The following is a 15,223-nucleotide window of genomic DNA, read 5'->3' on the forward strand; positions in this document are numbered from 1 at the left end:
TGATTCTAACGGCGCCCGTCGCCCTTGTCGTGCTGTGGAGAGAAGTGCTTGGACAGAGTGTTCATCGAAGGCCTGGAAGTCGATACCGTCATCGGTGCCTATGACTGGGAGCGGGATATTCGCCAGTGCCTGCGCCTGGACCTGAGTTTCGCCTGGGACAACCGCCCGGCGGCGGCCGGTGACGACCTGTCACTGGCGCTGGACTATGCCAGTGTCTCGGCGCGCGTCCAGGCCTTTGCCGAGCAGGCGCGCTTCGAGCTGGTGGAGACCTTCGCCGAGCGTCTGGTGGCGGTGCTGATGGCCGAGTTCAACATCCCCTGGGTGCGGCTGAAGCTGACCAAGCCGGGCGCGGTGCCTGCGGCCCGTGGCGGTGTAGGCGTGGAGATCGAGCGCGGATGTCTCTGAGTACGGTATATCTCGGGCTGGGCAGCAACATCGACCGCGAGCGGCACTTGTGTGCGGGGCTTGATGCGTTGGCTGGCATGCTCAGTGACATGCACTGCTCCGCAGTGTTCGAGAGCCAGGCCGTGGGAATCAAGAGCGGCCCGTTTTACAACCTGGTGGTGCGCGGATGCACCGACCTGCCACTGCTGGAACTCGACCGCCGGCTCAAGTTCATCGAGGCCGAAAATGGCCGCTACGCCCCGGATCGCAAGGGGCTGCCGCTGGATATCGATGTACTGATGTTCGATGACCTGTGTGGCACGTTCAATGGTCTGGTGCTGCCGCGGGCGGAGATCGTGAAGAACGCCTTTGTGCTGTGGCCGTTGTCGTTGCTGGCACCGGAACTGGTGCATCCGGGCGAGGGCAAGTCCATGGGGCAGCTGTGGCGGGAGGCGAGCATTGAACAGGTACTGGCGCCGGTGCCGTTCGAATGGCGAGGGTTGCAGCTGACTCTGATGTAAGCCAGTACCGCCCTCTTCGCGGGTAAACCCGCTCCCACAGGTATCGCGCCGCTGTTGAGGGCGGTGAAAAACCTGTGGGAGCAACTGTCTTGCTCAATTTTTAGAATCTGGCGCGATCCCTGTGGGAGCGGGTTTATCGGACCGCCGCACCGCCGCGAAGCAGGCTACGCGGTACCTGGCACCGGCTGCGCCGGTGTTCGCGGCTGAAGCCGCTCCCACAGCGACCGCGCAGCCCTCAAGCCACGCGCCACGCCTGTGGGAGCGGGTTTAGCCGCGAAGGGCGGGGGCAGATCAAGCTGATTGGTATGCTTCGAGCGCCTTCAGCCGTTTGTCTTTCAGTGCGTCACCCAAGGCCTTTCCGGTCAGTCCTTTCTCAACCAGCGACTTCACCTCCACTGCCCGCGCCGCTTCAGCGGCTCCCCGCAGGTACATGCCCTGAGGGTACGCCGAGCCTGGCGCAGCCATTTCGCACGCGGCGATGAAATCCTCGAAGCGTTGCGGTCGTCGATACACATCGAACTTCTGCAGCAACTCCAGCAGGCTTGTCGGCTCCAGTGCCTGGGCTTCATCGGCCCGTTCGGCGAACTCTCCTACCAGTACTGCCAGTTCCTGGCATTCGCGCGGGACCTTGAAGCGCTGGTTGAGTGCCTTGATCGCCGTTGGCTGCAACCCGCGCAGCAGGCATGCCCAGCGCACCGGCAGTGGTTGCTGGTGCCTGGCCGCCTGGTGCAACGCAGCCAGTGTATCGGCGCCGTGCTCCAGCTCTGGCATCAGCTCGTTCAGCGCGCCGCAACTGAGCAGCACCTCGATGAACACCTGTGGCTCGCTTTCCATCAATGCCCGTTCGATCTCCTTCCAGCTGCGCTCGGCGGTCAGCGCCTGCAGCTCGCCCGACTCGGCGATCTGGCGCATCAGCTTCAAGGTGTCGTCGGCGACGTGGAAACCCAGGGGCGCGTAGCGGGCCGCAAAGCGCGCAACACGTAGAACTCGAAGCGGATCTTCAGCGAACGCCGGGGAAACATGACGCAGGATCCGCTGCTCGAGATCGGCCTTGCCGTGATAGGGATCGTGCAGTACGCCGTGTTCATCCTCGGCCATGGCATTGATGGTCAGGTCGCGACGAACCAGATCTTCTTCGAGGGTGACTTCGGGGCTTGCGTGAAAGGTGAAACCGCCATAACCGCGCCCGCTCTTGCGCTCGGTACGGGCAAGGGCATATTCCTCACCGGTCTTCGGGTGCAGGAACACCGGGAAATCGGCCCCGACCGGGCGGAATCCCTGGGCCTGCATCTGTTCGACGGTGGCGCCAACCACCAGCCAGTCGACGTCGCTGACCGGGCGGCCAAGCAGGCGGTCGCGCACAGCGCCGCCAACCTTGTAGATCTGCATGTGAAACCTCCATTTCTGCCGACAGGATACCTTGTCGGCAGCCATGGAGGTGGGTGATGGCTAGAGGTGGTGCACCACGGCCAGGTCCATGCGCCCGTAGTCGCCGGCCTCGCTGTGCTCGCTGCGGGGCGGCATGTGGTGGGTCTTCATCACCTGGTCGCCCTGCACGGTCTCCAGGTGGATATCGAAGCCCCACAGGCGATGCAGGTGCTTGAGCACCTCCTCGGTGGAGTCGCCCAGCGGTTTGCGGTTGTGCTGCTGGTGACGCAGGGTCAGCGAGCGGTCGCCGCGCCGGTCGATGCTCCAGATCTGCACGTTGGGTTCGCGGTTGCCCAGGTTGTACTGCGCGGCCAGCTGCTCGCGGATGGTGCGGTAGCCGTCCTCGTCATGGATCGCCGGCACCAGCAGGTCGTCACGCTGGTCGTCATCGAGGATGCTGAACAGCTTGAGGTCGCGCATCACCTTGGGTGACAGGTACTGCAGGATGAAGCTTTCATCCTTGAAGCTGCTCATGGCGAACTTGATCGTCGACAGCCAGTCGCTGCCGGCGATCTCCGGGAACCAGCGGCGATCCTCATCGGTGGGGTACTCGCACATGCGGCGGATGTCGGTGTACATGGCAAAGCCCAGGGCATAGGGGTTTATGCCGCTGTAGTAGGGGCTGTCGAAGCCAGGCTGGAACACCACGCTGGTGTGCGACTGCAGGAACTCCATCATGAAGCCTTCGGTGATCAGCCCCTCGTCGTACAGGTCGTTCATCAGGGTGTAGTGCCAGAAGGTCGCCCAGCCTTCGTTCATCACCTGAGTCTGGCGCTGCGGGTAGAAATACTGGGCGATCTTGCGCACGATGCGCACCACTTCGCGCTGCCAGGGCTCCAGCAGCGGGGCGTGCTTCTCGATGAAGTAGAGGATGTTCTCCTGGGGCTCGGCCGGGAAGCGTGCGTCGTCTCTCTCGCCGCCTTTTTCGGCGCCCTTGGGGATGGTGCGCCAGAGGTCGTTGATCTGCCGTTGCAGGTGCTCCTCGCGCTCCTTCTGCCGACGCCGCTCTTCCTCGGCGGAAATGGGGTAGGGGCGCTTGTAGCGGTCCACGCCGTAGTTCATCAGGGCGTGGCAGGAGTCGATCAGGTCCTCGACGGCATCGATGCCGTGGCGCTCCTCGCATTGAGCGATGTACTGCTTGGCGAACACCAGGTAGTCGATGATCGAGCTGGCGTCGGTCCAAGTGCGGAACAGGTAGTTGCCTTTGAAGAAGCTGTTGTGGCCGTAGCAGGCGTGGGCGATCACCAGTGCCTGCATGCACATGGTGTTCTCTTCCATCAGGTAGGCGATACACGGATCGGAGTTGATCACGATCTCGTAGGCTAGGCCCATCTGGCCACGGCTGTAGGACTTCTCGGTGCTGAGAAACTGCTTGCCGTAGGACCAGTGGTGATAGCCCAGCGGCATGCCCACCGAGGCGTAGGCGTCCATCATCTGCTCGGCGGTGATCACTTCGATCTGGTTGGGGTAGGTGTCCAGGGCGTAGCGAGCGGCCAGGCGACTGATCTCGCGGTCGTAGGTCTGGATCAGCTCGAACGTCCATTCGGAGCCGGTGGAGATGGGCTGGCGTCTCTGCTCTCTGGCGGTCATGTGGCTAACCTGCGCTGGAAGAGTTCACGGAAGACCGGGTAGATATCGCCGGCCGATACCAACTGCTGCTGGGCGAAGGTGTCGGGGAACGCTTCGCCGATGCGCTCGTACTCGTACCACAGCGCCTGGTGTTCGCGTGGGGTGATCTCGACGTAAGTGTAGTACTGCACGTGCTGCATGATCTGGTTGGCGAGGATGTCGCGGCAGATCGGCGAGTCGTCGTTCCAGTTGTCGCCGTCCGAGGCCTGGGCGGCGTAGATGTTCCAGTCGCTGGCCGGATAGCGCTCGGCCATGATCTCCTGCATCAGCTTGAGCGCGCTGGAGACGATGGTGCCGCCGGTCTCGCGGGAGTAGAAGAACTCTTCCTCGTCCACTTCACGGGCGCTGGTGTGGTGGCGGATAAACACCACCTCGATGCGGTCGTAGTTGCGCTTGAGGAACAGGTACAACAGGATGAAGAAGCGCTTGGCGATGTCCTTGGTGGCCTGGGTCATGGAGCCGGACACGTCCATCAGGCAGAACATCACCGCCTTGGAGCTGGGGTTGGGCTGCTTGACCAGCAGGTTGTACTTCAGGTCGAAGGTGTCGAGGAACGGCAGGCGGTTGATGCGCGCCTTGAGCCGCTCGATCTCGATCTCGGTGTCCTGGATGTCGGTGAAGTTGTCCGGTTCCTCGACCTTGAGCCGGTCCAGCTCCTTCTGCGCCTCGCGCAGCAGGGCGCGGCTGCTGCCGGTCAGGGCGATGCGCCGGGCGTGGGCCGAGCGCAGGGTGCGGACGATGTTGATGCGCGACGGGTTGCCCTCGTTGGCAATGCCCGCGCGTACGGTCTTGAAGGTGTCGGCACCGGTCAGGTGGCGCTTGACCAGGTTAGGCAGCTCCAGGTCCTCGAACATGAATTCGAGGAATTCTTCCTGGGTGATCTGGAACACGAAGTCGTCCATGCCCTCGCCGGAGTTGCCGGCCTTGCCGCGGCCACTGCCACCGCCGCCACCTTGTGGCCGGGCGATGTGTTCGCCGGCGGTGAATTCCTTGTTGCCGGGGTGGACGATGGTCTGCTTGCCGCCACGACCGTGGTGCAGCACCGGTTCGTCGATGTCACGACCCGGGATGCTGATCTGTTCGCCATGCTCCATGTCCATGATGGAGCGGCGGCTCACGGCCTCTTCGACGGCCTTCTTGATGTGTTCACGGTAACGCCGCAGGAAGCGCTGGCGATTGACCGTGCTCTTGTTCTTGCCGTTCAGGCGTCGGTCGATTACGTAGCTCATGGTCCCTCCGGTAGCTGGGAACAGCTGCATGCTTCAAGCTACGAGCTGCGCGTAAAAGCAGCCGCCGCCGTCCGGGCCGGCAAGGCCAGCCTCGGACGCACGGCGTGTAGCGTGTCGCCTTATTGCGATTTCCTGACCCGCAGGTACCATTCCGACAGCAGTCGAACCTGCTTGTCGGTGTAGCCACGCTCCACCATCCGGGTGACGAAGTCGTTGTGCTTCTGTTGATCCTCCTTGCTGGCCTTGGCGTTGAAGCTGATGACCGGCAGCAGGTCCTCGGTGTTGGAGAACATCTTCTTCTCGATCACCACCCGCAGCTTCTCATAGCTGAGCCAGCTGGGGTTCTTGCCGTTGTTGTTGGCCCGGGCGCGCAGCACGAAGTTGACGATCTCGTTGCGGAAATCCTTCGGATTGCTGATGCCGGCCGGCTTCTCGATCTTCTCCAGCTCTTCGTTGAGGGCGATGCGGTTGAGGATCTCGCCGGTTTCCGGGTCGCGGTACTCCTGGTCCTGGATCCAGAAGTCGGCGTACAGCACGTAACGGTCGAAGATGTTCTGGCCGTACTCGCTGTAGGACTCCAGGTAGGCGGTCTGGATTTCCTTGCCGATGAACTCGATGTAGCGCGGTGCCAGGTATTCCTTCAGGTAGCGCAGGTAGCGCTCGCGCACCTCGGCGGGGAACTGCTCCTGCTCGATCTGCTGCTCCAGCACATACAGCAGGTGCACTGGGTTGGCCGCCACCTCGTGAGGGTCGAAGTTGAACACCTTGGAAAGGATCTTGAAGGCGAAGCGGGTCGACAGGCCGTTCATGCCCTCGTCGACACCCGCAGAGTCGCGGTACTCCTGGATCGACTTGGCTTTCGGGTCGGTGTCCTTGAGGTTCTCGCCGTCGTACACGCGCATCTTCGAGTAGATGTTGGAGTTCTCGGGCTCCTTCAGGCGTGAGAGCACGGTGAACTGGGCCAGCATCTTCAAGGTGTCCGGCGCGCAGTGCGCCTTGGCCAGGGAGCTGTTGATCAGCAGCTTGTCGTAGATCTTGATCTCGTCGCTGACGCGCAGGCAGTACGGCACCTTGACGATGTAGATCCGGTCGATGAACGCCTCGTTGTTCTTGTTGTTGCGGAAGGTGTGCCACTCCGATTCGTTGGAGTGGGCCAGCAGGATCCCGGAGTAGGGGATCGCGCCCAGCCCCTCGGTGCTGTTGTAGTTGCCTTCCTGGGTCGCGGTGAGCAACGGGTGCAGGACCTTGATCGGCGCCTTGAACATCTCGACGAATTCCATCAGGCCCTGGTTGGCCCGGCACAGGGCGCCCGAATAGCTGTAGGCGTCGGCGTCGTTCTGCGGGAATTCCTCGAGCTTGCGGATATCCACCTTGCCCACCAGGGCAGAGATGTCCTGGTTGTTCTCGTCGCCCGGCTCGGTCTTGGCGATGGCGATCTGGTTGAGGATGGACGGGTAGAGCTTGACCACCCTGAACTTGCTGATGTCGCCGCCGAACTCCTGCAGGCGCTTGGTGGCCCAGGGCGACATGATGGTGTTGAGGTAGCGGCGCGAGATGCCGTATTCCTCTTCGAGGATCTGGCCGTCCTCGGCGGCATTGAACAGGCCCAGGGGCGATTCGAATACCGGCGAGTCCTTGATGGCGTAGAACGGCACCTTTTCCATCAGTTGCTTGAGTTTCTCGGCCAGCGACGATTTACCGCCGCCCACCGGGCCCAGCAGGTAGAGGATCTGTTTCTTCTCTTCCAGGCCTTGGGCGGCATGGCGGAAGTAGGAGACGATCTGGTCGATGCACTCTTCCATGCCATGGAAGTCGGCAAAGGCCGGATAGCGGCGGATCACCTTGTTGGAGAAGATCCGCGACAGCCTGGAGTTGCTTGAGGTGTCGATCAGCTCTGGTTCGCCGATGGCCAGCAACAGCCGCTCGGCCGCCGAGGCATAGGCGCTGCGATCCTCTTTGCACAGCTCGAGGTACTCCTGCAGCGAAAGTTCTTCCTGGCGGGTGGACTCGAAACGTTGTTGGAAGTGGCTAAAAATGCTCATGACGTCACCTCGCTCGATACGTGGAGACGACGCCGGATCAGTCAGCTGATGCTGGCATGCAACCGGGCTCGCCGATTGCTGTATACCCCCCAGAACACCTTGGAACGCTACCGATGACCCGCACGCCGGTGTACCGGCTCTCCCCTTTTTTGGATGGCCTGGGCTTAAGGATAGTTGGTTATACGCAAGGTCAAGGGCGGGGAGCCGAGAAGAGGCCTGCGACCGTTCGTCAGGTCGGGCGCAAGCCCGCGCCAAGCGCGGGCTGGAGGAAAAATGAAAAAATTATTCGGCGCTGCCCTGGGCGGTTTCCGCCGGGTAGGTGTTGCGCCACAGCTCGAAGCCACCGTCGATGCTGTAGACGTTGGAGAAGCCCTGGCCGACCAGGTAGGCGGCAGCGCTCTGGCTGGAATTGCCGTGGTAGCAGACAACCAGTGTAGGCGCGTCCAGGTCGGCGTTGCGGATGAAATCGGCAACCGAGTGATTATCCAGATGAGTGGCGCCGGCGATGTGCCCGGCGGCATAGGCCTGCGGGTCGCGAATGTCGACCACGACCGCGCCTTGCGCACGCAGGGCGAGGGCTTGCTCTGGGGTAATGCGCTTGAATTCGCTCATGGGTGCGGTTCCTTCAGGGGTGTTCGTTGAGTGGAGCCGGCGGGCGCGGGGTGCCCTCGCGGGTGCAGTCGCAGCGGTGGAACTCACCACTGTCGACATTGTACAGGGTCATCGCGCCGCCCCAGACGCAGCCGGTGTCCAGGGCGATCACGCCGGGCACATCAACGCGGCCTTCGAGGGCGGCCCAGTGGCCGAAGATGATCTTCACATGACGCGAGCGGCGGTCCGGGTGATCGAACCACGGCTTGTAACCCTTGGGGGCGCTGTCGGCGCCCTCCTTGGTCTTGAGGTCGAGTTTGCCGGCGGCGGTGCAGAAGCGCATGCGGGTGAAGTAGTTGGTGATCACGCGCAGGCGCTCGACGCCGGCCAGGTCCTTGCTCCACTTGTTCGGCTCGTTGCCGTACATGCCGTCCAGGTACAGCTTCAGGCGGCCGTCGTCGCGCAGCACTTCCTCGACCTCGGCCGCGAGCTCCAGCGCCTTGCCCAGGGTCCATTGCGGTGGAATGCCAGCATGGACCATGGCGATGCCGCGGGCCTCGTCGTAGTGCAACAGCTTCTGCTGGCGCAGCCAGTCGAACAACTGGTCGGCGTCCGGGGCCTCGATGATTTCGCGCAGGGTGTCGCTTTTCTTCAGGCGCTCGACGTTGTGCCACGCCGCCAGCAGGTGCAGGTCGTGATTGCCCAGCACGCAGACCAGCGCATGGCGGATCGAATACAGGTAGCGCAGGGTCTCGAGGGACTCGGGGCCGCGGTTTACCAGGTCACCCACCAGCCACAGGCGGTCGACGGCCGGGTTGAAGCGTACGCGTTCGAGCAGGCACTTGAGCGGTTGCAGGCAACCTTGCAGGTCGCCGACCGCATAGGTGGCCATCAGTGCAGGGCCCCGGGCACGGCCAGGCGGAACGGGGCGATCGTGGCGTCGAAGCGCTTGCCGTCCTCGGCGAACATCTGGTAGCTGCCCTGCATGGTGCCGACGCGGGTGCTGATGACTGCGCCGCTGCTGTAGGTGTGGCTCTGGCCGGGCTCGATCAGCGGTTGCTGGCCGATCACGCCGGCGCCGCGCACTTCCTCGACCTCGCCGTCACCGTTGGTGATCAGCCAGTGGCGGGACATCAGCTTGGCCGTGACCGTGCCGTTGTTCTGCACGGTGATGGTGTAGGCGAAGGCGAAACGGCTGCTTTCGGGGTCGGATTGGTCTTTGAGGTAGCGGGTCACGACGCTGACGTCGATCTGATAGCGGGGGTCGGACATGCAAGGGCCTTGGGCGAACTGACGCAATAACGCAGTCTAGGCCATTGAGAGGGGGGAGGGCCAGCGGGGTGGGGCTTGAGATCGTTGTTATCAGTACCGGCCTCTTCGCGGGTAAACCCGCTCCCACAGGAATCGCACGCGGTCACTGTGGGAGCGGGTTTACCCGCGAAGAGGCCGGTACAGGCGATATCAGGCTTGCTGATCAGCCAACTGGTCAGCCAGGCGCACGAAGGCGGCCAGGTCCAGCTGCTCGGGGCGCAGGCTGCCGTCCACACCGGCGGCTTCGATGGCCGCGCTGTCGAGCAGACCTTTCAGGGTATTGCGCAGGGTCTTGCGGCGCTGGTTGAACGCCTCGCGTACCACCTGTTCCAGCAGTCGCGCATCCTTGGCCGGATGAGGCAGCACTGCGTGCGGCACCAGGCGGACGATGGCCGAGTCCACTTTCGGCGGCGGGTTGAAGGCGCCAGGGCCAACGTTGAACAGGTGCTCGACCCGGCAGTGGTACTGCACCATGATCGACAGGCGCCCCCAGTCACCGCCACCCGGGCCGGCAGCCATGCGCTCGACCACTTCCTTCTGCAGCATGAAGTGCATGTCGCGGATCAGCCCGGCGTGGCTGAGCAGATGGAAGATCAGCGGGGTGGAGATATTGTAGGGCAGGTTGCCGACCACCTTCAGGCTACGCTCTGGCACGCCCAACTGGTTGAAGTCGAACTTCAGGGCATCACCCTGGTGCAGGCGGAAGTTGTCGCGCCCGGCGAACTTGTGTTGCAGGATCGGCACCAGGTCCTTGTCCAGCTCCACCACGTCCAGCTGTGCGCCGCTGCCCAGCAGACCCTCGGTCAGGGCGCCCTGGCCCGGGCCGATTTCAAGCAGGTGTTCGCCGGCCTTGGCGTTGATTGCCCGCAGGATGCGGTCGATGATTCCGGCGTCATGCAGGAAGTTCTGGCCGAAGCGCTTGCGCGCCCGGTGTTGGTAGTGCTCGGTCATGGTCGGTTCTCGGCCATCTGGTAGGCGGTTTCCAATGCGACGCGCAGGCTGCCGGTATCGATTCGACCGGTGCCGGCCAGGTCCAGGGCAGTGCCGTGGTCGACCGAGGTACGGATGATCGGCAGGCCCAGCGTCACGTTGACCGCGGCGCCGAAGCCCTTGTACTTGAGTACGGGCAGGCCTTGGTCGTGGTACATCGCCAGCACCGCATCGCAGTGCTCCAGATATTTGGGGGTAAACAGGGTATCGGCCGGCAGCGGACCGCGCAGGTCCATGCCTTCGGCGCGCAGGCGCTGCAGCGCCGGCTCGATGATGTCAATTTCTTCGCGGCCCAGGTGGCCGCCTTCTCCGGCATGCGGGTTGAGCCCGCAGACCAGGATGCGTGGGTTGGCGATGCCGAACTTGTCGCGCATGTCCGCATGCAGGATGCGGGTGACGCGCTCCAGGCGTTCGCCGGTGATGGCGTCGGCAATATCGCGCAGGGGCAGGTGGGTGGTCACCAGGGCCACGCGTAATCCTCGGGTGGCCAGCATCATCACCACTTGCGCGGTATGGGTGAGGTCGGCGAGGAATTCGGTGTGACCGGAGAAGGCAATGCCACACTCGTTGATCACACCCTTGTGCACGGGGGCGGTGATCATCCCGGCGAACTGCCCGTCGAGGCAGCCCTGGCCGGCCCGGGTCAGCGTCTCCAGCACGAACGCGGCGTTGGCTTTGTCCAGCTGTCCGGCCACCACCGGGTTGGCCAGTGGTGTGTCCCAGACGTACAGGCTGCCGGCGGGGGCTGGCAGGCTGGGGAAACTGTCGGGGGTGACGGGCAGCAGGCTGACGGCCAGCCCCAGCTGCGTGGCCCGCTCGGCGAGCAGGTCACGGCTGGTGATGGCGATCAGGGGGTGGGGCTGGGCCTCGGCGGCGAGCAGCAGGCACAGGTCGGGACCTATGCCGGCCGGCTCGCCGGGCGTGACGGCGAAGCGCTGGGGCTTCACTGGGCGGCCTGGTCGACGCCAGGCAGCTTGATTTCAACGTAGGCTTCGTCGCGGATCTGGCGCAGCCAGTTCTGCAGCTCTTCGTCGTACTTGCGGTTACGCAGGACGTTCATGGCCTGCTGCTCGCGCGCCTGCTCGGTGCTGTCGGTGGCGCGGCGGCCCAGGACTTCCAGCACATGCCAGCCGTACTGGGTCTTGAATGGCTTGGTCACCACGCCTTGCTGGGCGTTGGCCATCTGCTCGCGGAACTCCGGCACCAGGCTGTTCGGGTCGACCCAGTTGAGGTCGCCGCCGTTGAGCGCGGAGCCCGGGTCTTCCGAGAAGCTCTTCGCCAGTTCGGCGAAGTCTTCACCGTTCTGGATCCGGTCGTACAGACGCTCGGCCAGTTGCTCGGTGGCGGCTTCGCTGCGGATCTCGCTCGGCTTGATCAGGATGTGGCGTACATGCACTTCGTCGCGCAGGATGCTCTCGCTGCCACCGCGCTTCTCCTCGAGCTTGAGGATGATGAAGCCGTTGGGGATGCGGATCGGTTGGGTGATATCGCCAATGGCCATGCTGCTGAGCATCTTGGCGAAGTCAGGTGGCAGCTGGCCAGCCTTGCGCCAGCCCATCTCGCCGCCTTCCAGGGCGTTCTCGCTGGCGGAACGCTCAATGGCCATCTGGCCGAAGTCCTTGCCCTGCCGGAGTTGCTGGTAGACATCGCCGACCTGGCGGGCGGCAGCCTGGATGGCGTCCGAGTTGGCGCCTTCCGGTGTCGGGATGAGGATGTTGGCCAGGCGGTACTCTTCGGACATCTGCATCTTGCCCAGGTCCGAGTTGAGGAAGTTCTTCACTTCCTGCTCGGACACCTGGATACGCTCGGCTACCCGGCGCTGACGCACGCGGCTGATGATCATCTCGCGCTTGATCTGCTCGCGGGCATCGTCGTACGACAGGCCGTCGTGGGCCAGGGCGGCGCGGAACTGCTCCAACGACATGCCATTGCGCTGGGCAATGGTGCCGACGGCCTGGTTCAGTTCTTCGTCGGTGATGCGGATACCCGAGCGCTCGCCGATCTGCAGTTGCAGGTTTTCGACGATCAGGCGTTCCAACACTTGCTGTTCCAGCGCGCTGGTTGGCGGCACACCGCCGCCACGCTTGGCGATGGTCTGCTGCACTTCGCGCACGCGCTGGTCCAGCTGGCTCTGCATGACCACGTCATTGTCGACGGTGGCCACGATGCGGTCGATGGGTTGCACCGCGGCATGCACCGCGCCACTCAGCATTGCGGCGCCCAGCATCAGCGGGCGCAGACGATCAATAAGCTTGCTCTTCACGTGTACGGTAACCTTGAATGCCTTGGTCCAGGAACGATTCGACCTTGTTGCCGACTACACCACCGAGCCCTTTGAGCACGATCTGCAGGAAGATCCCGTGGTCGCCCTTTTCGTTTTCAGGTATTGCCTGGCTGAAGTCGTCGTAGTCCATCCAGTAGCGATTGATCAGGCGCAGTTTCCAGCAGCAGTTGTCGTACTCGAAGCCGCCCATCGCTTCCAGCGTGCGGTTACGGTTGTAGTCATGCTGCCAGCGGGCAATGACGCTCCATTGCGGCACGATCGGCCAGATGACCGAGAAGTCGTGCTGCTGGATCTTGTAGTAGTCCTTGATGTAGCCCGGCGTGCCCGGCGTACCGTAGTCACCACCGCCGACCTTCCAGTTACCGGTCTGCGAGTCGTAGGTGATCAGGTCGTTGCGGTAGCGATAGCCGAGGTTGACGACCTTGTTCGGGTTGTCCTCGGGCTGGTAGTGGAACATCGCGCTGCCCGAACGAGGGCTGTGGGTGTCCGGATCCCAGTTGTAGTCCGAATTGAAGCGCCAGTCGCGGTTGAAAGCGTATTCGTATTCAAGCGCGTACGGCGAGACATCCGACTTGCTGTCCACTCGGGTGCGGTAGTCGATACCTGGCAGCTGGACCTTGCGATCCTTGAAGTAGAAAGCCTGGCCGATACTGAAGCGCTGGCGCTGGAAACCGTTGTCTTCGATCCAGCGGTTGGTCACGCCCAGCGACAGCTTGTTCTCGTCGCCGATGCGGTCGGTGCCGGTGAAGCGGTTGTCGCGGAACAGCGACGAGTAGTTGAAGGTGCTCTCGCCGGAGTCGAACAGCGGGATGTCGGTCTGGTCCTTGTACGGCACGTAGAGGTAGAACAGACGCGGTTCGAGGGTCTGGCGGTAGTTGGTCCCGAACAGCTGTGTATTGCGATCGAAGTACAGGCCACTGTCGACACTGAAGACCGGAATATCGCGGTTCTGATTGCTCTTGAAGTCGCCATACACGTCGAGCATGCCCGGGTTGTCGGCGAGGTCTTTCTTGCCCTTGCTGTCGAGGTCGAGGTCATAGTGCGTGTAGACGTACTTCAGCTTGGGCGTGACATAGCCGTAGCTGGCCTCGAGCGGCAGGCTGATCGAGGGTGCGAAGTTGAGGCGGGTGCCGTTGGAGCGGGCAACGCCGAAGAGGTTTTCATCCAGCCGGCGGCCAGGGAGGCCGGCAGAGGCATCCGGATTACCATCTTTGTCCAGGACGAAGTCATTCTTCAGGTCACGATCGAAGCGTACCGCCTCGGCTTCGTAACCAAAGTCCAGGCCGCCCGGGTGGAATGGCAGCATGCCGTTGAGGGTCAGCTGAGGCAGGCGGTCGTAAGGCGTGATCTGCGAAATGGTTGCCAGCTCATAGGCGTGCACGTTCAGGCCAGCGGTGTAGGAGTCGCCACGGTAGGTGAGCGTGCCACGCTGGTTGATGTAATCACGGCTCTGCACGCCGATCTGGTCGGTTTCCAGGTCCTGGAAGTAGAACGGGTCGCTGATGTCGGTGTAGTCGACCTCGGCCATCAGGCGCTGGTCCAGGCCGCCCTTGTGCTGCCAGTTGACCATCCAGCGATCTTTCTTGTAGTCCGTCTGCAGTTCGCGGTCGTTGTCCTTGTCGTTCAGGAAAGCGCCGCCGAACTGCCCTTCGCTGGACTTGGTCAGGTAGCGGAACTCGCCTTCCATCAGCATGCCGCGCTTGGCCATGTAGCGCGGGTACAACGTGGCGTCGTAGTTAGGCGCCAGGTTGAAGTAGTACGGCGTGACCAGCATGAAGCCGGTGTCGCTGCTGGAGCTGAACGACGGCGGCAGGAAGCCGGACTGGCGACGGTCGTCGATCGGGAAGTAGATGTACGGTGTGTAGAACACCGGGAAATCCTTGACCCGCAGCGTCACGTTGGTCGCGGTGCCGAAGCCGGTGGCCGGGTTCAGGGTGATGTTGTTGCCCTTGAGCTGCCACGCGTTGCTGCCCGGCTCACAGGTGGTATAGGTACCGTCCTTGAGGCGGATGATCGCGTTCTCGGCGCGCTTGGCGTACAGCGCGTTGCCGCGGATGTGCGACTTGTGCATCACGTATTCGGCGTTGTCGACCCGGGCTTCGCCGGTGTCGAGCTGGATCTGCGCCTCGTCGCCGACCACCAGCGAGCCGTTGTCGCGGATCTTGACGTTGCCCTTGAGCTCGCCGCGGTTCTCGGCCTGGTACAGGTTGGCCTCGTCCGCCTCGGCCTGCATGCTGCCCTGGCGCATGACCACGTCACCGGCGAGGGTGGCGATCTGCTGCTCCTGCTGGTACTTGGAGACCTTGGCGTTGATGTAGGTGGGCGACTCGTCCTTGGGCGTGGAGTCGTTCATGCCTGGGCGGGTCGGCTCGATGTAGGCGCCGCCGCAGTACGGGCCGGTCTCGGCCAGCTGCGCAGCGGTGAGCTTCTCGCGCGGGACCCAGTCCAGGTGGCTGTAGTCTTCGCTGCGCGATTTCAGGCCGCGGCCCTTGGCCTCGGTGACCAGCATCGGCTTCTCGGCCTCGGTCGCGGCGGCTTCGCCAGGCGCTTCGGCGCCCGAGCTGGCAGCGGCAGCACCCGGATGAACCGGGCGCGGAGGCAGGTTGGCGGAGGTCTTGGGCTTGCAGTCCCAGCCACCGGAAGCGGAAACTTGGCAGTCGAACTGCTCGGCCGCCACCACGTACGACGTGGCCAGGGGTTGCAGGGCCAGCAGACCGCCTGTCACCAGCAATGGAAACTTTCTACGAAACGCGGGGGATTTCAATGCCATCTTATTAGTCCGGGCTTCCTGCGTGCCATCTGCCCGCGTGTGGG

13 protein-coding genes are annotated in these 15,223 nt (G+C 63.3%); 2 read left to right on the top strand and 11 right to left on the bottom strand.

The window, feature by feature from the left end:
• Nucleotides 1–48: 48 nt before the first annotated feature.
• Complete coding sequence (gene folB / locus ACZ899_RS21445; RefSeq protein ID WP_110994292.1) at nt 49–405, top strand: dihydroneopterin aldolase; 357 nt, start codon at nt 49–51, stop codon at nt 403–405.
• Nucleotides 396–905 (top strand): 2-amino-4-hydroxy-6-hydroxymethyldihydropteridine diphosphokinase, encoded by a 510-nt coding sequence (gene folK / locus ACZ899_RS21450; RefSeq protein ID WP_203649918.1) that lies wholly within the window; start codon nt 396–398, stop codon nt 903–905. The genes folB and folK overlap by 10 nt, the downstream gene beginning before the upstream one ends.
• A gap of 291 nt (nt 906–1,196) precedes the next feature.
• Here the strand turns inward: folK and ACZ899_RS21455 are convergent, their stop codons facing one another.
• The 11 genes from ACZ899_RS21455 to ACZ899_RS21505 all read right to left on the bottom strand — a co-directional run bounded on the left by ACZ899_RS21455 (nt 1,197) and on the right by ACZ899_RS21505 (nt 15,179).
• Nucleotides 1,197–2,294: a tRNA nucleotidyltransferase/poly(A) polymerase-related protein gene (locus tag ACZ899_RS21455; protein ID WP_234561416.1), complete on the bottom strand. Its 1,098-nt coding sequence runs from the start codon at nt 2,292–2,294 to the stop codon at nt 1,197–1,199.
• 60 nt (nt 2,295–2,354) lie between these two features.
• Complete coding sequence (locus ACZ899_RS21460; protein WP_203649922.1) at nt 2,355–3,923, bottom strand: SpoVR family protein; 1,569 nt, start codon at nt 3,921–3,923, stop codon at nt 2,355–2,357.
• Nucleotides 3,920–5,191: a YeaH/YhbH family protein gene (locus ACZ899_RS21465; RefSeq protein WP_203649924.1), complete on the bottom strand. Its 1,272-nt coding sequence runs from the start codon at nt 5,189–5,191 to the stop codon at nt 3,920–3,922. The genes ACZ899_RS21460 and ACZ899_RS21465 overlap by 4 nt, the downstream gene beginning before the upstream one ends.
• A 119-nt stretch (nt 5,192–5,310) precedes the next feature.
• A complete protein-coding gene (locus tag ACZ899_RS21470) occupies nt 5,311–7,233 on the bottom strand; it encodes a PrkA family serine protein kinase (protein WP_234561392.1) in 1,923 nt (640 codons plus the stop codon).
• Between the two features lie 282 nt (nt 7,234–7,515).
• Nucleotides 7,516–7,845, bottom strand: a complete 330-nt coding sequence (gene glpE, locus ACZ899_RS21475; RefSeq protein WP_050703512.1) for a thiosulfate sulfurtransferase GlpE — start codon at nt 7,843–7,845, stop codon at nt 7,516–7,518.
• A gap of 13 nt (nt 7,846–7,858) precedes the next feature.
• Nucleotides 7,859–8,716 (bottom strand): symmetrical bis(5'-nucleosyl)-tetraphosphatase, encoded by an 858-nt coding sequence (locus ACZ899_RS21480; protein ID WP_234561391.1) that lies wholly within the window; start codon nt 8,714–8,716, stop codon nt 7,859–7,861.
• Complete coding sequence (gene apaG / locus ACZ899_RS21485) at nt 8,716–9,096, bottom strand: Co2+/Mg2+ efflux protein ApaG (RefSeq protein WP_186712684.1); 381 nt, start codon at nt 9,094–9,096, stop codon at nt 8,716–8,718. The genes ACZ899_RS21480 and apaG overlap by 1 nt, the downstream gene beginning before the upstream one ends.
• Nucleotides 9,097–9,285: 189 nt before the next feature.
• Nucleotides 9,286–10,086: a 16S rRNA (adenine(1518)-N(6)/adenine(1519)-N(6))-dimethyltransferase RsmA gene (rsmA, locus tag ACZ899_RS21490; RefSeq protein WP_232855077.1), complete on the bottom strand. Its 801-nt coding sequence runs from the start codon at nt 10,084–10,086 to the stop codon at nt 9,286–9,288.
• Nucleotides 10,083–11,072, bottom strand: coding sequence for a 4-hydroxythreonine-4-phosphate dehydrogenase PdxA (gene pdxA / locus ACZ899_RS21495; protein WP_234561390.1), 990 nt, complete (start codon nt 11,070–11,072; stop codon nt 10,083–10,085). The genes rsmA and pdxA overlap by 4 nt, the downstream gene beginning before the upstream one ends.
• Nucleotides 11,069–12,388: a peptidylprolyl isomerase gene (locus ACZ899_RS21500; RefSeq protein WP_234561389.1), complete on the bottom strand. Its 1,320-nt coding sequence runs from the start codon at nt 12,386–12,388 to the stop codon at nt 11,069–11,071. The genes pdxA and ACZ899_RS21500 overlap by 4 nt, the downstream gene beginning before the upstream one ends.
• Complete coding sequence (locus ACZ899_RS21505; protein ID WP_234561388.1) at nt 12,369–15,179, bottom strand: LPS-assembly protein LptD; 2,811 nt, start codon at nt 15,177–15,179, stop codon at nt 12,369–12,371. Before ACZ899_RS21505 ends, ACZ899_RS21500 begins: the two co-directional genes overlap by 20 nt.
• Nucleotides 15,180–15,223 lie beyond the last annotated feature (44 nt).

The sequence above is a fragment of the Pseudomonas sp. TE31087 genome, from assembly GCF_057284075.1.

What these genes read in the sequence shown, in the direction of transcription:
- folK (WP_203649918.1), top strand. Translation starts at nt 396, where the DNA reads ATGTCTCTGAGTACGGTATATCTCGGGCTGGGCAGCAACATCGACCGC.
- ACZ899_RS21455 (WP_234561416.1), bottom strand. Translation starts at nt 2,294, where the DNA reads ATGCAGATCTACAAGGTTGGCGGCGCTGTGCGCGACCGCCTGCTTGGC.
- ACZ899_RS21460 (WP_203649922.1), bottom strand. Translation starts at nt 3,923, where the DNA reads ATGACCGCCAGAGAGCAGAGACGCCAGCCCATCTCCACCGGCTCCGAA.
- ACZ899_RS21465 (WP_203649924.1), bottom strand. Translation starts at nt 5,191, where the DNA reads ATGAGCTACGTAATCGACCGACGCCTGAACGGCAAGAACAAGAGCACG.
- ACZ899_RS21470 (WP_234561392.1), bottom strand. Translation starts at nt 7,233, where the DNA reads ATGAGCATTTTTAGCCACTTCCAACAACGTTTCGAGTCCACCCGCCAG.
- glpE (WP_050703512.1), bottom strand. Translation starts at nt 7,845, where the DNA reads ATGAGCGAATTCAAGCGCATTACCCCAGAGCAAGCCCTCGCCCTGCGT.
- ACZ899_RS21480 (WP_234561391.1), bottom strand. Translation starts at nt 8,716, where the DNA reads ATGGCCACCTATGCGGTCGGCGACCTGCAAGGTTGCCTGCAACCGCTC.
- apaG (WP_186712684.1), bottom strand. Translation starts at nt 9,096, where the DNA reads ATGTCCGACCCCCGCTATCAGATCGACGTCAGCGTCGTGACCCGCTAC.
- rsmA (WP_232855077.1), bottom strand. Translation starts at nt 10,086, where the DNA reads ATGACCGAGCACTACCAACACCGGGCGCGCAAGCGCTTCGGCCAGAAC.
- ACZ899_RS21505 (WP_234561388.1), bottom strand. Translation starts at nt 15,179, where the DNA reads ATGGCATTGAAATCCCCCGCGTTTCGTAGAAAGTTTCCATTGCTGGTG.